The 18,711-nt window shown below is 71.5% G+C and carries 18 protein-coding genes; 10 read left to right on the forward strand and 8 right to left on the reverse strand.

The annotated features are described in order from the left end of the window. Genes xylB through G6038_RS04245 form a run of 4 tightly spaced genes read right to left on the reverse strand, consistent with a single transcriptional unit; the run spans position 1 to position 4,833 of the window. Positions 1-1,410, reverse strand: a complete 1,410-nt coding sequence (xylB, locus tag G6038_RS04230) for a xylulokinase (RefSeq protein ID WP_165036074.1) — start codon at positions 1,408-1,410, stop codon at positions 1-3. Then, positions 1,407-2,333, reverse strand: a complete 927-nt coding sequence (locus G6038_RS04235) for a carbohydrate kinase (protein ID WP_165036075.1) — start codon at positions 2,331-2,333, stop codon at positions 1,407-1,409. The genes xylB and G6038_RS04235 overlap by 4 nt, the downstream gene beginning before the upstream one ends. Continuing rightward, entirely contained in the window at positions 2,330-3,805 is a 1,476-nt protein-coding gene (locus G6038_RS04240) for a mannitol dehydrogenase family protein (RefSeq protein WP_165036076.1), read from the reverse strand. Before G6038_RS04240 ends, G6038_RS04235 begins: the two co-directional genes overlap by 4 nt. A gap of 11 nt (positions 3,806-3,816) precedes the next feature. After that, positions 3,817-4,833 carry an NAD(P)-dependent alcohol dehydrogenase gene (locus tag G6038_RS04245; protein ID WP_165036133.1) on the reverse strand — a complete coding sequence of 339 codons (1,017 nt, stop codon included), beginning with the start codon at positions 4,831-4,833 and terminating at the stop codon, positions 3,817-3,819. Positions 4,834-4,949: 116 nt separating this feature from the next. Here G6038_RS04245 and G6038_RS04250 point away from each other — a divergent pair, with 116 nt between their 5' ends. From G6038_RS04250 to G6038_RS04275, 6 genes are all read left to right on the forward strand, one after another. Next, positions 4,950-5,954, forward strand: coding sequence for a sugar-binding domain-containing protein (locus G6038_RS04250; RefSeq protein WP_165036077.1), 1,005 nt, complete (start codon positions 4,950-4,952; stop codon positions 5,952-5,954). Positions 5,955-6,015: 61 nt separating this feature from the next. Further along, entirely contained in the window at positions 6,016-7,344 is a 1,329-nt protein-coding gene (locus G6038_RS04255) for a sugar ABC transporter substrate-binding protein (RefSeq protein ID WP_165036134.1), read from the forward strand. Then, positions 7,341-8,306, forward strand: coding sequence for a sugar ABC transporter permease (locus G6038_RS04260; RefSeq protein ID WP_165036078.1), 966 nt, complete (start codon positions 7,341-7,343; stop codon positions 8,304-8,306). The genes G6038_RS04255 and G6038_RS04260 overlap by 4 nt, the downstream gene beginning before the upstream one ends. Next, positions 8,306-9,187 carry a carbohydrate ABC transporter permease gene (locus G6038_RS04265; RefSeq protein ID WP_165036079.1) on the forward strand — a complete coding sequence of 294 codons (882 nt, stop codon included), beginning with the start codon at positions 8,306-8,308 and terminating at the stop codon, positions 9,185-9,187. The genes G6038_RS04260 and G6038_RS04265 overlap by 1 nt, the downstream gene beginning before the upstream one ends. A gap of 29 nt (positions 9,188-9,216) precedes the next feature. Further along, positions 9,217-10,299 (forward strand): sn-glycerol-3-phosphate ABC transporter ATP-binding protein UgpC, encoded by a 1,083-nt coding sequence (ugpC, locus tag G6038_RS04270; protein ID WP_165036080.1) that lies wholly within the window; start codon positions 9,217-9,219, stop codon positions 10,297-10,299. Positions 10,300-10,375: 76 nt separating this feature from the next. Next, positions 10,376-11,899: an ATP-dependent DNA ligase gene (locus G6038_RS04275; RefSeq protein WP_165036081.1), complete on the forward strand. Its 1,524-nt coding sequence runs from the start codon at positions 10,376-10,378 to the stop codon at positions 11,897-11,899. Positions 11,900-11,942: 43 nt separating this feature from the next. Here G6038_RS04275 and G6038_RS04280 read toward each other — a convergent pair whose 3' ends face one another. Beyond that, the gene (locus tag G6038_RS04280) at positions 11,943-12,602 is read right to left on the reverse strand and encodes an enoyl-CoA hydratase-related protein (protein ID WP_165036082.1); all 660 of its coding nucleotides are present in this window, start codon (positions 12,600-12,602) and stop codon (positions 11,943-11,945) included. Further along, a complete protein-coding gene (locus tag G6038_RS04285) occupies positions 12,599-13,258 on the reverse strand; it encodes a TetR/AcrR family transcriptional regulator (protein ID WP_165036083.1) in 660 nt (219 codons plus the stop codon). The genes G6038_RS04280 and G6038_RS04285 overlap by 4 nt, the downstream gene beginning before the upstream one ends. A 222-nt stretch (positions 13,259-13,480) precedes the next feature. Between G6038_RS04285 and G6038_RS04290 the strand changes: the two genes are divergently transcribed. The 4 genes from G6038_RS04290 (at position 13,481) to G6038_RS04305 (ending at position 18,196) form a co-directional block, all read left to right on the forward strand. After that, complete coding sequence (locus tag G6038_RS04290) at positions 13,481-14,296, forward strand: mycofactocin-coupled SDR family oxidoreductase (RefSeq protein WP_165036084.1); 816 nt, start codon at positions 13,481-13,483, stop codon at positions 14,294-14,296. A gap of 100 nt (positions 14,297-14,396) precedes the next feature. After that, complete coding sequence (locus G6038_RS04295; RefSeq protein ID WP_165036085.1) at positions 14,397-15,146, forward strand: ABC transporter permease; 750 nt, start codon at positions 14,397-14,399, stop codon at positions 15,144-15,146. 88 nt (positions 15,147-15,234) lie between these two features. Beyond that, a complete protein-coding gene (locus G6038_RS04300; protein ID WP_165036086.1) occupies positions 15,235-16,863 on the forward strand; it encodes a helix-turn-helix transcriptional regulator in 1,629 nt (542 codons plus the stop codon). A 115-nt stretch (positions 16,864-16,978) separates the two neighbouring features. Next, on the forward strand, positions 16,979-18,196 hold the full coding sequence (locus tag G6038_RS04305) for an NAD(P)-binding domain-containing protein (protein ID WP_165036087.1): 1,218 nt from the start codon (positions 16,979-16,981) through the stop codon (positions 18,194-18,196). Here G6038_RS04305 and G6038_RS04310 read toward each other — a convergent pair. Continuing rightward, positions 18,141-18,506, reverse strand: coding sequence for a type II toxin-antitoxin system death-on-curing family toxin (locus G6038_RS04310; RefSeq protein WP_165036088.1), 366 nt, complete (start codon positions 18,504-18,506; stop codon positions 18,141-18,143). The two genes, G6038_RS04305 and G6038_RS04310, sit on opposite strands and share 56 nt — an antisense overlap. Then, entirely contained in the window at positions 18,503-18,706 is a 204-nt protein-coding gene (locus tag G6038_RS04315; protein WP_006948033.1) for a hypothetical protein, read from the reverse strand. The genes G6038_RS04310 and G6038_RS04315 overlap by 4 nt, the downstream gene beginning before the upstream one ends. Positions 18,707-18,711 lie beyond the last annotated feature (5 nt).

Here is an 18,711-nt window from a genome sequence, read left to right on the forward strand (position 1 = left end):
TCAGCCGCAGCGAGCCGTGCCCTCGGTCAGGTCGCGGACCTCCGCGTACCGGGCGCGCACGGCCGGCATCGGGTCGGTCTCGTAACGTTGCACGGCACCGCCCTCCCACCGCGGTGGTTCCGCGCCGCCGTCGAGCACCCACGCCGCCTGGCGGGCCGCGCCGACGGCGACGTACTCGCCCGGCTCGGGCACCTCCACCGGGACCCCGAGGATGCCGGGCGCGACCTCGCGCAGCGCGCGGGAACGGGCGCCCCCACCGACGAGCAGCACCCGTCGCACCGGCACGCCCTGCGCGGTGATGTGGTCGAGGCCGTCCGCGAGCGAGCACAGCAGTCCCTCCACGGCCGCGCGCGCCAGGTGCTCCCGCGTCGAATTCGTCAGGCGCAGGCCGTGGATCGCGCCGGTCGCGCCGGGCCGGTTGGGGGTGCGCTCGCCCTCGAGGTACGGCACCATCACGAGGCCGCCGGCGCCGGGCGGGGCCGACAACGCGAGCCGTGACAGTTCGTCGTGATCGACGCCGAGCAGCGCGGCCGTGGCGTCGAGGACCCGCGCCGCGTTGAGCGTGCACACGAGCGGCAGGTGGCGGCCGGTGGCGTCGGCGAAGCCGGCGACCAGCCCCTCGGGGTCGCGGGTGGGGGTGACCGAGACCGCCGAGACCACGCCCGACGTGCCGACGGAGACGATCACGTCGCCCTCGCGCGCACCGAGGGCGAGAGCCGCGGCGGCGTTGTCCCCGGCGCCGGGCCCCAGCGCAGCGCCCCGGCCCGTCTCCCCGACCTGTTCGGCCGGTCCGGCCACCCGGGGCAGCAGGGGCCGGCGGCCGCGCAACGCAAGTGCGAGCAGGTCGGTGCGATAGGCGTCGTCGGCGGCGCTGTAGTAGCCGGTGCCGCTGGCATCGCTGCGGTCGGAGATCAGCGCGCCGATGTCCGATCCGCCAGCCAGCCGCCAGGTCAGCCAGTCGTGCGGCAGGCACAGCGCCGCGGTGCGGTCGGCGCGGGCGGGTTCGTGGTCGGCGAGCCAGCGGGCCTTGGCGACGGTGATCGCGGCGAGCGGGACGACGCCGACGGCGTCGGCCCACTGCTGTCCGCCCCCGAGGTCGGCGACGAGGTCGGCGGCGGCCGCGGCCGAGCGGGTGTCGTTCCACAGCAGCGCCGGGCGGACCACCGTCCCGGCCTGGTCGAGAGTCACCAGCCCGTGCTGCTGACCGCCGACCGACACCGCGGCGACGTCGTCGAGCCCGCCGGCGGCGGCGACGGCGCGGTCGAGGGCGTCCGCCCACGCACGCGGGTCGACCTCGGTGCCGTCGGGGTGCGGGGCGCGGCCCTGCCGCACGATGTGGCCGGTGTGCGCGTCGCAGACGAGCACCTTGCAGGACTGGGTGGACGAGTCGATCCCGGCGACGAGCGTCACCACGGCTCCTTCGGGTCGGCGTCCCGCTCGTCGCGGGTGGGCAGGTCCGCGCCGGCGCGCGCGACGGTGCGGGCGGCGGTGAGCGCGGCGACGTCCAGGACCGTGCGCAGCGCGTCCGATCCGATTCCGCGCAGGCGCTCGCGATCGCCGAGCAGCTCCTGGGTCCACAGGGCGTCGAGCAGGCCGGCCATGAACGCGTCACCGGCGCCGACGGTGTCGACGACCTCGACCGGATGCGCGGCGACCTCGACGGCGCCGGACCGCGCGACGGCGACGGCACCGCCCGCGCCGAGGGTCACCGCGACGAGCGCCGGCCCGAGTGCGAGCCACTCCCGCGCGACGTGGCGGGGGTCGCGGTCGGGGGCGAACCAGCGCAGGTCCTCGTCGCTGGCCTTGACGACGTCGGCGCCCGCGACGAACCGGATGATGCGGTCGCGGGCGCGCGGGTCCTCGCCGACGAGCGCGGGCCGGACGTTGGGGTCGTAGCTGATCGTCGCGGTGGGCACGTGCCGGTCGAGCAGCGCGGCCACGGCCTCGCAACCGGGTTCGAGGAGGGCCGCGATGGATCCGGTGTGCACGTGCCGGGCACCGGGTGTGGGACGAGGATCGGGCAATTGCCATTCGAGGTCGAACTCGTATGTGGCGGAGCCGTTCTCGTCGAGGAGGGCGGTCGCGGTGGGGGTGCGCGCCGCGGTGCTGCTGCCGGCGGCGAGCCGCACCTTCGAGGCCGCGAGGTGGCCGACGATACGACGGCCGCGGTCGTCGTCGCCGATGTGGGTGACGAATTCGACGTCGCGGCCGAGCCGGCCGAGGCCGACGGCGACGTTGAGCGGGCTGCCGCCGACGTGTTCGACGGGCTCGGCCGCGCCCCGGCGGACGATGTCGACGAGCGCCTCGCCGATCACGAGAACGGGCCCGTTCACGATTCGACCTTGCTGCGCAGGGCTTGCAGGGTGGCGCGGGCCCCGACACGGTGCAGGGACCCGAGTGCCCACCGGTAGGCTTCGACGAACCGCGGCTGATCGGCGAGATCCCCGAAGACGGAGCGGTTCTCGAGGAACGCGGTCGGATTGTCGCGCTGGCTGCGGGCGCGGGGCCCGAGGGTGTCGGCGAGCCGGTCGACGACCTCGATGGGTTCGCCGGCCTCGTCGATGCCCTCGGCGTAGCGGGCCCAGCCGGCCACGACGGCGGCGGCCAGGCGCACCGATCCGCCCGTGGCGAGGTTCTCCCGCACCACCGGCAGCAGCCACTTCGGGATGCGGTCGGAGGATTCGGCGCACAGCCGGGCGACGGTGTCGCGGATCTCGGGGTTGGCGAAGCGCTCGATCAGGGTGTGCTTGTACTGTGCGAGGTCGATGCCGGGCACGGGCCGCAGGGTGGGGGTGGCCTCGGTGTCCATGTAGTCGAGCAGGAACTCCGCGAACAGGGGGTCCTGGGCGGCCTCGTGTACGTAGCGGTAGCCGCACAGGTGGGCGAAGTAGGCCAGCGCCTGGTGGCTCGCGTTGAGCAGGCGCAGCTTCATCAGCTCGTACGGCGCGACGTCGTCGACGAGTTGCACCCCGGCCTCGTCGAAGGCCGGACGGCCGCAGGAGAAGTCGTCCTCGAGCACCCACGAGGTGAACGGTTCGGCGACCACGGGCCAGCGGTCGCGGACGCCGAAGCGGGCGTCGAGTTCCGGGGCGATGTCGTCGGTCGTGACCGGGGTGATGCGGTCGACCATCGAGTTGGGGAACCGGGTGTGCTCGCGCATCCAGCCGGCGAGATCGGGGTCGACGAGCTCGGTGAAGGACGTGAAGGCCCGCCGGGCGACGGTGCCGTTGCCCTCGATGTTGTCGCACGACATGATCGTCGGCGACGGCAACCCGCGCTCCCGGCGGCGCGCGAGCGCGGCGGTGACCAGGCCGAAGACGGTGCCCGGTGCGTCGGGGTGCTCGACGTCGCGGCGGACGGCGGGGTCGTCGACGTCGAATTCGCCGGTGTCGTGGCGGATGTTGTAGCCGCCCTCGGTGACGGTGAGCGAGACGATGCGGGTGGTGGGTGCGGCGATCAGCTCGATCACCGCCTCGGGATCCTCGGGGGCGTAGCGGTAGTCGACGATCGAACCGATCACCCGCGGTTCCCACTTGCCGTCCGGGTGGCGCAGGATCAGCGTGTAGAGGCCGTCCTGGGCCGCGAGGGCGTGGCGCATGCGGCGGTCGCCGGGCAGGACGCCGACGCCGCAGATGCCCCAGGTGCGGGCGGCGCCGCGTTCGAGCAGCCGGTCGACGTACATCGCCTGATGGGCACGATGGAATCCGCCGACCCCGAAATGCACGATGCCGACGCCGATGTCGCGGCGCGAGTAGGTCGGGCCGGGGACGGGCAGGGTGGTCAGGGTGTTCTCGCCCAGGTCCACTTCGGGGCTCCTTACGTGTCGTCGCCGGGGTGCACCCGCACGACGGTCTTGATGTTGCCGGGTGTCCGGTCGGATTCGAGTGCTTCGGCCGCCCTCTCGAGCGGGAAGCGGGCGGTGACCATCGCGTCGAGGTCGACGCGACCGGTGGCGGCGAGGGCGATCGCCGTCGGCCAGGTGTGGGCGTAACGGAAGACGCCGGTGAGGACCAGCTCGCGGTTCTGGATCAGCTGGACCGGCAGGTTCATCGTCTCGGCGCCGGAGCCGACGAGGACGACGGTGCCGGCGGGCCGGACCGCCCGCATCGCGGCGGCGACCGCGGCGGGGGCGCCGGAGGCGTCGATGTAGGCGTCGACGTGCAGGCCGGTGACGTCGTCGGTGCGCGGGTCGAGCGCGGCGGTCGCCCCGAACTTCCGGGCCAGCGCGCGCCGGTCCGCGTCGAGGTCGGTGACGACGATGTCGGTGGCGCCGAACGCGCGGGCGACCTGCGCGGTGACGATCCCGATGGGGCCCGCGCCGGTGACCAGGACCCGGGAACCGGCGGTGACGCCCGCCTTGCGGACGGCGGCGATGCCCACGGACAGCGGTTCACAGAGGGCGGCGGCGTCGTCGGAGACGGTGTCGGGCACGGGGTGGGCGAATTCGGCCCCGATGGTGACGTAGTCGCAGAAGGCGCCGTCGACGGGTGGGGTGGCGAAGAACCGCATGTGCGGGCAGAGGTTGTAGCGTCCGCGCCGGGTTTCGTCGGTGGTGGGGTCGGGGCGCTGCGGCTCGATGGACACGCGCTGCCCGACCCGGTCGGCGGGGACGCCGGCGCCGACCGCGGCGATCGTGCCGGAAGCCTCGTGGCCGAGGACGAGCGGCGCCTCGACGACGAATTCGCCGATGCGGCCCTCCCGGTAGTAGTGCGTGTCCGATCCGCACACGCCGACGGAGGTGACCCGGACGAGCACGTCGCCGGGTGCGGGTTCGGGGACCGGCCGTTCGCGCATCTCGATCCGTCCGGGTTCGACGAGGACGGCGGCGCGCATGCCGGCCGGGATCGACGGGGGTGTTGTGTGGGTCACACTTCCGATGCTAGCGTACTGAGCAGATGAACGCACCCATGAGCATTTGCTCACGGTGTTCCTCCGAACCAGGAGATGTCGTGACCGTCCCCCACGTGACGAACCAGCCCGCGGCTACCGCCGCGCCGGAGGAGCTGCGCCTGGCGTTGCGCGCGGCGACGCTGTACTACCTGGACGGCCTCACCCAGGCCGAGGTCGCGACGCGGCTCGGCGTCTCCCGGCCGACCGCGGGACGCCTCGTCGCCCGGGCCCGGGCGCAGGGCCTGGTGCGCATCGAGGTGAACGTGCCGGCCAACCTGCGCGACGACCTGCACGCCGACGAGGAACGCGCCCTCGAGGAGCGCTTCGGTCTGCTCGAGGCCGTCGTCGTCGGTGACGGCGTGGACGCGGCCGGCCCGCTCGACGAGGCCGCCAGCTTCGCGGGCGTCGGACGGGCCGCCGCCGCCCTGATCAGCCGGCGGATCCGCGCGACGGACACCCTCGGATTCACGTGGGGCCCGGAGACCGTGGCCGTCGCGCAGGCCCTGCCGCCGGGCGGGGCGACCTGCGCGACGATCGTCCAGCTCGACGGCGCCGTCACCGCGTCCGATTACCAGACCGGCGCCGAGTACGTGCTCGGGCGATGCGCGGAACAGTTGCAGGCCAAGATGGTTCGGCTCCCCGTTCCCCTGTACGCCGACCCCGCGACGGTCACGTCCATGCGTGCCGACTCGATGATCTCCCGCACCCTGGACATCGGCCGCCGCGCCGACATGATGATGTTCGGCGTGGGGGCGGTGTCCACCTCGACCACCCTGTTCGAGGGCAGCTACCTCGACACCGCCATGCTCGACGCGCTCACCGAGCTCGGCGCGGTCGGCGAGATCGCGGGCCGGTTCTTCCACGCGGACGGAACCGCGGTCGGCGGGGACCTCGACCGCCGCGCCGTGTCGGTCTCGCTCGACGACATCCGGGCCTGCCCCGGCGCGGTCCTCGTCACCGGCGGGGCCGCCAAACACCAGGCCGCGCTCGGGGCGCTGCGCGGCGGCCTGGCCACCATGCTCGTGTGCGACATCGAGTGCGCACGTTGGCTACTCGACCGATAACCCCACGGAGAGACCGAAGAAGAGGCGACGATCGGTGAACACATCCAGAACGACCACCCGAATGCTGGTGGCCGGGGCGGGGGCGCTCAGCCTCACGCTCACCGGCTGCGCCGGCGCCGGCTCGATCGGCGCCTCCGACCAGACCGTCACCATCGCGATGGTGTCGAACTCCCAGATGCAGGACGCCCAGCAACTCGCCGCACAGTTCGAGGCCGAGAACCCGGACATCGACCTGCGGTTCGTCACGCTCTCGGAGAACCAGGCCCGCGCGAAGATCACGGCCTCCACCGCGATGGGCGGCGGCGAGTTCGACGTGGTGATGATCAGCAACTACGAGACTCCGCAGTGGGCGGAGAACGGATGGCTGACCAACCTTTCCGACTACGCCCGGCAGACGGAGGGTTACGACGAGGACGACTTCATTCCCTCCCTGCGCGACTCGCTGTCCTACGAGGGCGACATGTACTCGGTGCCGTTCTACGGCGAGTCCTCGTTCCTGATGTACCGCAAGGACCTGTTCGAGCAGGCCGGCATCGCCCTGTCCCCCACCCCCACGTGGGACGAGGTGGCCGCCGCCGCCGCGCGCCTCGACAGCCCCGACACCGCCGGGATCTGCCTGCGCGGCAAGCCCGGATGGGGTGAGGTGCTCGCCCCGCTGAACACGGTGATCAACACCTTCGGCGGCCGGTGGTACGACGAGAACTGGAACGCGCAGCTCACCAGTCCCGAGGTCGTCGAGGCCGTGCAGTTCTACGTCGACCTCGTGCGCGAGCACGGCCAGCCGGGCGCGGCCACCAGCGGTTTCAGCGAATGTGCCACGCAGCTCGCCCAGGGCCGCGTCGCGATGTGGTACGACTCCACGTCGGCGGTGTCCACCCTCGAGGACCCCGCGTCGAGCAACGTGGTCGGAAAGATCGGGTACGCGCCGGCACCGATCCGGGTCAAGGACGACGCGGGCTGGCTCTACAGCTGGTCGCTCGGCATCCCCGTCGACAGCGACAACGCGGACTCGGCGTGGCGGTTCGTCTCGTGGATGACGAGCAAGGAGTACCTGCGCACCGTCGGCGAGACCCTCGGCTGGGAGCGGGTGCCGCCCGGCAGCCGGCTGTCCACCTACGAAATCCCCGAATACCGTGAGGCCGCAGCCGCTTACGGGCCGCTCACCCTCCAGTCCATCGAGAACGCGACGCCGGACGCCCCGACGGTCGATCCGGTGCCCTACACCGGTGTCCAGTTCCTGGCCATCCCCGAGTTCCAGGACCTCGGAACGCGGGTGAGCCAGCAGGTCAGCGCTGCGATCGCCGGTCAGAAGACCGTCACCGAAGCGCTGGAACAGGCCCAGGAATACGCCGACGTCGTCGGTGCCACCTACCGGGAGGATCAACAATGACAACCGTGGCAGTCGGCGCACCCACCGCCGACGACTCGGAACGCATCCGCCGGGTGCGGGACGCCAAGAGCGATGCGGTCTCCCGCGCGGAGGGCTGGCGCCGACGCGGGCCCCTGCTGCCGGCCCTGATCTTCATGATCGTGGTCACGCAGATCCCGTTCGTGTTCACCCTCTACTACTCCACGCAGTCGTGGAACCTGGTGCGCCCGGGCTCGCGCAGCTTCGTGGGCCTGCAGAACTACGCGGACGTCTTCCGCGACAGCCAGTTCCGCGAGGTCGCCGTCAACACCGTGATCCTCATCGTCGGCACCGTGCTGATCTCCGTCGTGCTGGGCCTGCTGCTCGCGCTGCTGCTCGACCGGGTCTTCCTCGGCCGCGGCATCGTCCGCACCCTGCTCATCACGCCGTTCCTCGTCACCCCCGTCGCCGGGGCGCTGATATGGAAGACCGCGATGTTCGATCCCGTGTTCGGCATCGTCAACTTCGTGCTCTCCCCGTTCGGCGTCGGGCAGATCGACTGGGTCAGCCGTTATCCGCTCGCCGCGGTCATGGCCAACCTGGTGTGGCAGTGGACCCCGTTCATGATGCTGCTCATCCTGGCCGGGCTGCAGTCCATGCCGCGTGACACCCTCGAGGCCGGCCGGGTCGACGGGGCCGGCGCCTTCGCCCTGTTCCGCGAGCTGACCCTGCCGCACCTGCGACGGTTCATCGAACTCGGCGCCGTGCTCGGCGCGATCCACCTGGTCAACACCTTCGACGCCATCTATATGATGACCCAGGGCGGACCGGGTACCGCCAGCTCCAACCTGCCGTTCTACATCTATCAGCGGGCGTTCCTCGGCTTCGACATCGGCCAGGCCGCCGCCATGGGTGTGGTGGTCGTCGTCGCCACCATCGTCGTGGCCACCGTCGCGCTGCGGCTGATCTTCACATCGTTCACGGGCAAAGAGGAGGCCGCCTGATGAGCACCACCGCCCCCACCACACAGCAGCTACCCGCACCGGAGACCGTCCCGTCACGATCCCGGAAACGCAAGCACCGCAAGGCAAACCCTTGGGGCGTCGTCGCCTGGATCGCCGCCCTGGGGTTCTTCTTCCCGGTGTTCTGGATGGTGCTCACCGCCTTCAAGCAGGAGGCCGACGCCTACTCCGATCCACCGAAGTTCTTCTTCACTCCCACCCTCGACCAGTTCCGCGCGGTGTTCGACACCGGCGTCGGTGTCAGCCTGCTCAACTCCGCGTTCGCCACCGGCGTGTCGACGATCCTCGTCCTGCTGCTCGGCGTGCCCGCCGCGTTCGCCCTGTCGCTGCGGCCGGTGCGCAAGACCAAGGACGCCCTGTTCTTCTTCATCAGCACGAAGATGCTGCCGATCGTCGCCGCGATCATCCCGCTCTACGTGATCGTCGCGAACATCGGTCTGCTCGACAACATCTGGGCACTGATCATCCTCTACACCGCGATGAACCTGCCGATCGCGGTGTGGATGATGCGCTCGTTCTTCCTCGAGGTGCCGGGCGAGCTGCTCGAGGCCGCGAACATGGACGGCGCCAGCCTGTGGACGTCGGTGCGCGAGGTGATCCTGCCGCTCGTCTCGCCCGGCATCGCCGCCACCGCCCTGATCTGCGTCATCTTCTCCTGGAACGAATTCTTCTTCGCCGTCAACCTCACGGCGGTGCAGGCGCAGACCATTCCGGTGTTTCTCGTCGGCTTCATCACCGGCGAGGGCCTGTACTGGGCTCGCCTGTCCGCGGCCGCGACGATGGCGGCGCTGCCCGTCGTCCTCGCCGGCTGGATCGCCCAGAACAAGCTCGTGCGCGGCCTGTCGTTCGGCGCAATCAAGTAACTCTCCCGATCACTTTCGAAGGAATCGTCATGGCCGAGATCACCTACCGCAACGCCTCGTGCATCTACGAGAACTCCGACACCCTCGCCGTCGACTCGCTGAACCTGGACATCCAGGACGGGGAGTTCGTCGTCCTGGTCGGACCGTCCGGCTCCGGCAAGAGCACCGCGCTGCGGATGCTCGCCGGACTCGAGGACATCGACGAGGGCTCGATCAGTATCGGCGGCCGCGACATGGTCGGCGTGCCGTCGAAGGATCGTGACATCGCGATGGTCTTCCAGAACTACGCCCTGTACCCGAACAAGACCGTCGCCGAGAACATGGGCTTCGCGCTGAAGATGCGCGGCGTGAGCGCCGACGAACGGCGGCGCAAGGTCGAGCAGGCGGCGAAGCTGCTCGACCTCACCGACTACCTGGACCGCAAGCCCGCCAAGCTCTCCGGCGGCCAGCGGCAGCGCGTCGCGATGGGCCGGGCGATCGTCCGCGAACCGCAGGTGTTCTGCATGGACGAACCGCTGTCCAACCTCGATGCCAAGCTGCGGGTGCAGACCCGCACCCAGATCGCCGCGCTGCAAAGGCGTCTCGGCACCACCACGGTGTACGTCACGCACGACCAGGTCGAGGCGATGACCATGGGCGACCGGGTGGCGGTGCTGCGCGGCGGCACGCTGCAGCAGTTCTCCTCCCCCACCGAGCTGTACGACCGGCCCGCCAACGCGTTCGTCGCCGGGTTCATCGGCTCGCCCGCGATGAACCTGCTCGACGCGCGGATCGTCGACGGCGGCGTGCAGATCGGCAGCACCGTCGTCGACGTCGAACGGGACCGCATGGCCTCGCTGCACCGCGCCGGCCTCGAGACCGTCACCGTCGGGATCCGGCCCGAACAGCTGGAGATCACCGACGGCGACGGCGTCGAGGCCATCGTCGACCTCGTCGAGGAACTCGGCAGCGAGTCGTACGTGTACACCCGCGTCGCGCGCAGCGACGCCACCCTCGTCGCGCGGTCGCTCACGCGCACGCCGGCCCGGCTGGCGGACACGATCCGGCTGCGTAAGCGGGAGGGCTCGGTGCACCTGTTCCATCCGGAGACGGGCGAACGCGTCGGCGACTGACCGACCGGCGGCGAACCCGCGTCGGAAGCGGCGGTGAATCCGCGCCGGAACCGGCGGTGGTCGGTACGGTCGGGACGTGCTCTTCTCGACGATCGTCGCCACCTCACGGGCCGTCGGTGCCACCCGGTCGCGCCGGACCAAGGTGGAAGAACTGTGCAGCCTCCTCGCCGTCCTCGATCCCGTGGAGGTCGAGCCGGCGGTGTCGTGGCTGGCGGGCGAGCCGCGCCAGGGCCGCATCGGCGTGGGCTGGCGCACCCTCGCCGGGGCCCGCGTCGACCCGGCCGACGCGCCCTCGCTGACCGTCTCCGACGTCGACCGGGCCCTCACCGAGCTCGCCGGTCTGTCCGGGTCCGGCTCGACGGGGCGGCGCCGCGAACTGCTCGCCACGCTGCTCGGCGCGGCCACCACTGCCGAGCAGGAGTTCCTGGTGCGGCTGCTCACCGGGGATCTGCGGCAGGGCGCGCTCGAGGGAGTGATGACCGACGCGGTGGCCGCCACGGCCGGTCTGCCCGCCGAGACGGTGCGCCGGGCGTTCATGCTCTCCGGGCAACTGTCCGTGACGGCGGCCGCCGCGCTCACCGGCGGCGCCGACGCGCTCACCGCGTTCCGTCTCGAGGTGGGCCGGCCGATCAGGCCGATGCTCGCCTCTCCCGCGCAGTCCCTCGCCGACGCCTACAGCCGGTTCGGCGGCGACGTCAGCGTCGAGTACAAGCTCGACGGCGCCCGCATCCAGGTGCACCGCCACGACGAAACGGTGCGGGTGTTCACTCGCGCTCTGCGCGAGATCACCGGCAGCGTACCGGAACTCGTCGATCTGGTCGCCGCGCTGCCGTGCACGTCGGTGGTGCTCGACGGCGAGACCCTGGCGCTCGACCCCGCGGGCCGGCCCCGGCCGTTCCAGGAGACCATGAGCCGCTTCGGCGCCGAGTCCGCCCACGATCTGTTGCTGCACCCGTACTTCTTCGACTGCCTGCACCTCGACGGCGTCGACCTGCTCGACGCACCGCTCGCCGAGCGTCTCGACGCCCTGCATCGGGTCGCCTCCGAGCACCGGATCCCGGGCGTGCTACGGCCGGACGACGCCGCAGCCGAGGCCCAGTTCGATGCCGCGCTCGCCGCCGGACACGAGGGCGTCGTCGTCAAGGACCTCACCGCGCCCTACGCGGCGGGCCGGCGCGGCCGCGCCTGGCAGAAGGTCAAGCCGGAGCACACGCTCGACCTGGTGGTGCTCGGCGCCGAGTGGGGCTACGGCCGCCGCACCGGCTACCTGTCCAATCTCCATCTGGGCGCGCGAGACCCGGACGGCGGGGAACCGGTCATGGTCGGTAAGACGTTCAAGGGGCTGACCGACGCCCTGCTGCAATGGCAGACCGAGGAATTCCCGCGGCACGAACGCAGCCGCGACGCGCACACGGTGTACCTGCGACCGGAACTGGTCGTGGAGATCGAACTCGACGGGGTGCAGGTCAGCCCCCGCTACCCCGGCGGGGTGGCGCTGCGCTTCGCTCGCGTGCTGCGCTACCGCCCCGACAAGACGGCCGACGACGCGGACACGATCGACGCGGTGCGGGCGCTGCTGCCCGGGACGGAGCCCGGTTAGCCCCGCGGACCTCCGTCCGGTACCGGATGTCGCTCGTGGCCGGTCATGCCCGCCCCTGGGCGAGCGACTCGACCACGGCGGCGAACATGGTGGACTTGATGGCACCGAGAGTGCCGGGATCCTTCCCCGCGAGCGGGGTGACGAGCTCGACGGCAGCATCCAGGACGTTGCCCTCGCCGGCTGTGCGGTCGACCAGGCCGGCGGCCTCGGCCTCGAGGCCGCCGTAGCGGTGACCGGTGGTCATCGCGGTGACTGCAGTCTGCGGGTTCAGCTTGGCCTGGATCAGCGCGGCCATGCCCGGCGTGAACGGGATGTGGATGTCGACCTCGGGGAAGCAGTAGTAGCCCCGGTCGGCGCGCATCACCCGGTAGTCGTGCGCGATGCCGAGCATGGCGCCCGCCCCGAACGCGTGCCCGACCACCGCGGCGACCGTCGGCAACGGGAAGGTGAGGACGCGGCCGAACAGCGCCTGCACCCGGCCGACGTACCACTGCGCCCGATCACCGTGCGCCGTCAACCATTCCAGGTCCAGGCCGTTGGAGTAGAACTTCCCCGTCGCCGTGGTGACGAGCGCGTGCGCGTTCTGCTGCGCTTCGTCGAGGAGCCGGTCGACGGTGTCGAGCCAGTCCGGGGAGAACCGGTTCTCGTCGTCGCCGAGGTCGAGGACGGCGATCTTGTCCCGGTAGGTCAGAGTGACAGTCATCGAGAACCTTTCGTGTGGCCGCCGCGCCGGGGCGGCGCCGGCGGAGGATCGAGGGTGAGAACCGCACGGACCGCGGCCTCGAGGCGTTGCCGCAAGGCCGTGTCGGGGACGTGCCGACGCCGGAGCAACAGCCCCGTGGGCAGACCGACGACGCAGTCCTCGACGACCGCGACCGCACGCGCGTCGCCGCGGCCCCACAACGTCCGGGACAGGCGGACGAGCAGCGCGACCAGAACCGAATCGAGCCGGCTCAACTCGGCGGCGACATCCTCCGGCAGGTCGGACCCGAGCAGCTCGTCGCGCCGGACGGTGAGCAGAAGACGCGAGGACTCGGGGAAGAGGGCGGCGAACGCCGCCGGGGTATCGGCAGCCGCGACGACGGCCTCGACCCCGACGGCCCGGGCCGGCGCCGAGGCGGAGCCGAGAACCTCGTCGACCGACGCGTGTTGCAGGTCGAGGAAGCGGTGGGCCGCGCGCAGCCAGGCCCGGCCCACCAGCCCGCCCCGTGAGCCGAACGCGTGATACAGAGCCCCGTTCGACATCCCCGTGGCCGCGGCGACCGCACGCAGCGTCACCGCACTCGCGCCACCCTCCACCACGAGCCTTTCGGTGGCGTCGAGAACCTCGTCGAGGTCATGGATGCGGGGGCGGGGCATAGCGGGACCGTAACAGAACATATGCTCTATTACTAGTCGGTAACCACATGGGGGGCGATCGGCTGCGGTGCCGAACCGCGATCGGCCGTGGAGATCCTGCGCGACGAACGCCGGGACCAGGGCCCCGGTCCCGCTGAGCGGAACCCGTGGTATCGCCCGCCGCTTCGGACGTGGAGAATCCGCGTCCGACCCGACGATCGCCCCACTGCCGAGGAGACGAGCATGGATGCCGCCGACCGTTTCGAGAACAAGGTCGTCTTCGTCACCGGCGCGGCGCGCGGCCAGGGCCGCGCCGAGGCGGTGCAGTTCGCCCGCGAAGGCGCCGACATCATCGCGATCGACGCGTGCATCGACTTCGCCTCGACCGCCTACCCGGGCGCCACGGAGGAGGATCTCGCGGAGACCGTGCGGCTGGTCGAGAAGACCGGGCGTCGCATCGTCGCCACGACCGCGGACGTGCGGGACTTCGACGCGCTCTCACGGGCACTCGCCGACGGCGTCGAGCGGCTCGGCCGGCTCGACGTGGTGGTCGCCAACGCCGGCATCTGCTCGGGCGCGCTGTCGTGGGAGATCACCCTCGAGCAGTGGCGCGAAACGGTGGACGTCAACCTCACCGGGGTGTTCCACACCGCGAAGGCCGCCGTGCCCTACCTGATCGAGCAGGGCGAGGGTGGGGCGGTCGTCTTCACCAGCTCCGTCTCGGGTCTCAAGGGCACCCCGTTCACCGGCCACTACGTCGCGACGAAGCACGGCATCACCGGACTGGCGAAGACGATGGCGAACGAGCTGGGCGAGCATCGGATCCGGGTCAACACCGTGCACCCGGCCGGCGTGGAGACCGGCATGAAGGTCAGCGACCTGCACCCGCTCATCGCGAAATACGCGACTACCCTCGGCCCGATCTACATGAACTCCCTGCCCTACGAGATCCTGCAGCCCGAGGACGTCGCGGCCGTCGTCGCGTGGGTGTGCTCGGACGAGGCGAAGTACATCACCGGCGCGCAGATCCCGGTCGACCTGGGGAACCTGATCCGCTGAGCGCCCCCACCCAGCGTGGCCGAATGTCACACCGCTTCGATCTGATCGAACGCATGTCACATTCGGCCACCCCCGTCCGCCGGCGGATACCCTCCGGAGGGTGACCTGGTCCCTGGAGTTGGTGCCCACCGCCGTCGGGGTGGCACTGCTCGTCGGGACGACGACCGCGGTGCTGTGGGGCTACCGCGCCCCGCACCACTTCGCGCCGGCGATCGCGGTGCTGCGGGGCGCCGTGCAACTGGCCCTGATCAGCGTGGTCCTGTCCGGGGTGATCACGAATCCCCTCTGGGTGGGCGCCGCCCTGCTCGTCATGTTCACCGTGGCGGCTCTCACCGCGTCGCGCCGGATCGGCTGGAGCCCGGGACACGTGGCCCTCGTATCCGGTGCGATGGCGCTCGGGATCGCCGTGACGCTCACGATCGTCTTCGTCACCGGCGCCATCGAGTTCTCCCCGCGGTACGTGCTGGCCATCGGCGGCATCGTCGTCGGCAACGCGATGACCATCGCGACCCTCGCGGGGCGGCGCTTCACGGAACTGACCGGGGACAACTGGGACACGGTCGAGGGCTGGCTCGCGCTCGGTGCGACGCCACGGCAGTCCACCCGCGAGCTCACGCGACTGGCCGTCCACTCGGCGCTGATCCCGTCGACCGACCAGACCAAGACCACCGGGCTGGTGACGCTGCCGGGCGCCTTCGTCGGCGCGATCTTCGGGGGTGTGTCCCCGCTCGAGGCCGGGCGCTTCCAGATCGTGGTGCTCGCCGCGATCATGGCCGCCGGAACGATCACCGCCGTCGTCCTCGTCTCCGGTCTGGCACCGGTCCGTACCCGGCCCGGCCTGCCGGACTGACCTCCGCTGCGCCCCGGACCGGGAGGCCGGTGGGCGTAGGATCGCAGGCAACCACTCGGTGCACGTTCGGTCGCCGCAGGGAGCGAGGATGGGCCCGTCGACGGTGCTCGACCACGCGCGGGCAGCGTTCCACGCGCGGGACTGGACGCGGGCGTTCGACGCGTTCCGCGCCGCCGACGCGCACGAGCCCCTCACCGCCGACGACCTCGACCTGTTCGCACGGTCGGCGTATCTGGTCGGCCGGGACGACGACTGCGCGACGCTGTGCGAACGTGCGTTCTCGGCCCATCTCGACGCCGACGACCCCGAGCGGGCCGGACTCAGTGCGTTCTGGCTCTGCTTCCTGCTGATGAACCGTGGTGAGGTGGCGCGCGCCGGCGGCTGGCTCGCCCGGGCCCAGCACCTGACCGAGCCCGGACGCCCGGACTGCGCGACACGCGGCCTCCTGATGCTGCCGGCGGCGGTGCAGGACATGCATGCGAACCGGCCGGCCGACGCCCTGCCCACGTTCACCGCCGCCCAGGCGATCGGCCGAGCCTGCGGCGACGCCGACCTCGTCGCGCTGAGCACCCTCGGCATGGGGCAGTGCCGCATCCTGCTCGGCGACGTCACCGGCGGTCTCGGCACGCTGGACGAGGTGATGGTCGGCGTGACCCTCGAAGAGGTCTCGCCGGTCGTGGCCGGCCTGGTGTACTGCGCGGTGATCGAGGCCTGCCAGGGCACGTTCCAGCTGCAGCGGGCCAGGGAATGGACGCGGGCACTCGGCCGCTGGTGCGACGCCCAGCCCGGCCTCGTCCCGTTCCGGGGACAGTGCCTCGTACACCGCGCGCAGATCCTGCAACTCGAGGGCGCCTGGACGGAGGCCATGGACCTGGCCCGGCTCGCGTTCCGGCGGCTGTCGGACCCACCGGGTCAACCGGCCGTCGGCATGGCCCTGTACGAACAGGGCGAACTGCACCGGTTGCGCGGCGAGTTCGACGAGGCCGAGGACGCCTACCGCCGCGCCGGCCGGCTGGGCCGCGAGATCCAGCCGGGCATGGCGCTGTTGCGTCTGCGTCAGGGCGACACCGACGCGGCGCTCGCCGGGATCCGGCGGGCGCTCGGCGAATCGCTTCCGCTCTATCGTCCGCGGCTGCTGGCGGGCCACGTGGAGATCGCGCTCGCCGTCGGCGACGTCGCGGCCGCGCGCCACAGCGCCGACGAACTCGCGGCGCTGGCCCGCGAACAGGACGCTCCGGCGTTGAGCGCGATCGCCGAGCAGGTCACCGGGGCCGTCCTGCTCGCCGAGGGCGCACCGCGCGCCGCGCTCGACCGGCTGCGCCGCTCGTGCGGGCTCTGGCGCGGGTTCGAGGCGCCCTACGAGTGCGCGCGGGTGCGGGTGCTGCAGGGCCGCTGCTGTGACGCGCTCGGCGATGCCGAGACGGCACGGCTCGAATACGAGGCCGCGGCGGCGACGTTCCGGGACCTGCACGCCGAGCCGGACCTGCGGGACCTCGCGCGAATGCCGACGCGGCCGGCCGCGCGGGGCCGGCTGACCCCGCGCGAGGTCGAGGTGCTGCGGGCCGTCGCCACCGGGAAGACCAACCGGGCCGTGGCCCGTGAGCTCGTGTTGAGCGAGAAGACCGTGGCGCGGCACCTGAGCAACATCTTCACCAAGCTCGACGTGTCGTCCCGGGCGGCCGCGACGGCATACGCGTACGAGCACCACCTGCTCTGAGCTGCACAGAACTACCCATCCGGGGTCCGCGGACGGCTACATACTTCGCCCGACGCGGCCGATGGCGGCGGCGCCTAACGTCATCCGTCCAGTCCCCTCGAGCCCGGGAGTTCCGATGACCACCCACAGTGCACCCCGACGGATCGACACCGTCGTGATCGGCGCAGGCCAGGCGGGTCTGTCCGCCGGCTACCACCTCGCCCGGCACGGCCGCCCCTTCCTGATCGTCGACGCGAACCGGCGGATCGGCGACAACTGGCGCAGCCACTGGGATTCGCTGCGCCTGTACAGCCCCGCCGGATACGACGGCCTGCCCGGCATGCCGTTCCCCGGCGATCCGCACCGCTTCCCGACGAAGGACGACGTCGCCGACTATCTCGAGGCGTACGCCGCGCGGTTCGATCTCCCCGTCACGGGCGGCACCCGCGTGCGACGGCTGTCGCGCGAGGACGACCACTTCGTCCTCGACTGCGGCGAGATGCGGATCGAGGCCGGTAACGTCGTCGTCGCCACCGGCACGTTCGGCCGAACACCCAGCATCCCGGACTTCGCGGCCGAGCTGGACCCGCGGATCGTGCAGCTGCACTCGAGCGAGTACCGCAATCCGGCCCAGCTGAACGACGGCCCGGTGCTCGTGGTGGGCGCCTCCCACTCCGGCGGCGACCTCGCCTACGAGGTGGCGACGTCACATCCGACGATCCTGTGCGGCCGCGACACGGGACAGCTCCCGGTGCGGCTCGAGAGCCGCCGGATGCGGGTGCTCTTCCCGATCGTGTGGTTCGCGTGGGGCCACGTGCTCTCCGTACGCACCCCGCTCGGCCGGAAGGTACGTGAACTCGAACGCCGCCACGGCGCACCGCTTTTGCGGGTCAAGCGGGAGGACCTCGCCGAGCTCGGCGTCGAACGGATCACCGAACGGGTCACCGGAGTCGTCGACGGCCGCCCGGTCCTCGCCGGCGGGCGCGTCCTCGACGTGACGAACGTGTTGTGGTGCACCGGTTTCCGTCAGGTCTACGACTGGATCGATCTGCCGGTGCTCGACCCGGACGGCTGGCCGCTCGAGGAGCACGGGGTGGTGACCGACATCCCCGGCCTGTACTTCACCGGCCTGTGCTTCCAGTCGTCGTTCCGCTCGATGCTCGTCGGCGGGGCCGGCGCGGACGCCGGGCACGTCGTCCGGCACCTGGCCGAGCACCGCGCGCCCGTCGCCGCCGGGGTTCCGACCCGACGCGGCGCTCCGGCGCACGGCCGTTCATACGGCTCGTCGGGGACCTACGCTACGTCCAGCCGGCGAGTGTCTCGGCTGCTGCCCGGTAGTCGATCATCCCGGTAGAGACGGCGATCACCAGGTCGTACGCGTCGTCGTCCGGCGCATCGAGATCGAGCCCGTTGAGGCCGTAGAAGACGAACACCGCCACCCACGAGAGCCGCTCGTTGCCGTCGACCAGCGGATGGTTCCGCGCGATCGATTCGAGCAGCACCGCGGCCTTCTCGTGGATCGACGGATAGGCATCACGCCCGAAAAGCGAGGAGCGAGGTCGGTGCGCGGCCGAATCCAGGAGACCGAGATCGCGAATATGCGGCACTCCCAGATCCGCCGCAAGCGCGAGCAGATCCTCGAGTTCCAGGTACTCGACGTTCACTGAGCCAATCGGTCGAGCAGCGCGGCGTATCGCTCCCGGCCGTCACGGGACAACGCCTGCACCCGCGTGTCGCGCACGCGCCGTGCCGCCGCCTCCGTGATGGCACGCACCGTCGCCTCGTGCTTACTCACACCGTCGGCCTCCGCCAACAGCGCAAGTGCTCGCTCCTGCTCTTCGGTCAACCGGAGTGTCATGGCCACGAGTC

Source organism: Rhodococcus sp. 14C212 (genome assembly GCF_011058195.1).
GTDB classification, from domain to species: Bacteria; Actinomycetota; Actinomycetes; order Mycobacteriales; family Mycobacteriaceae; genus Rhodococcus; species Rhodococcus aetherivorans.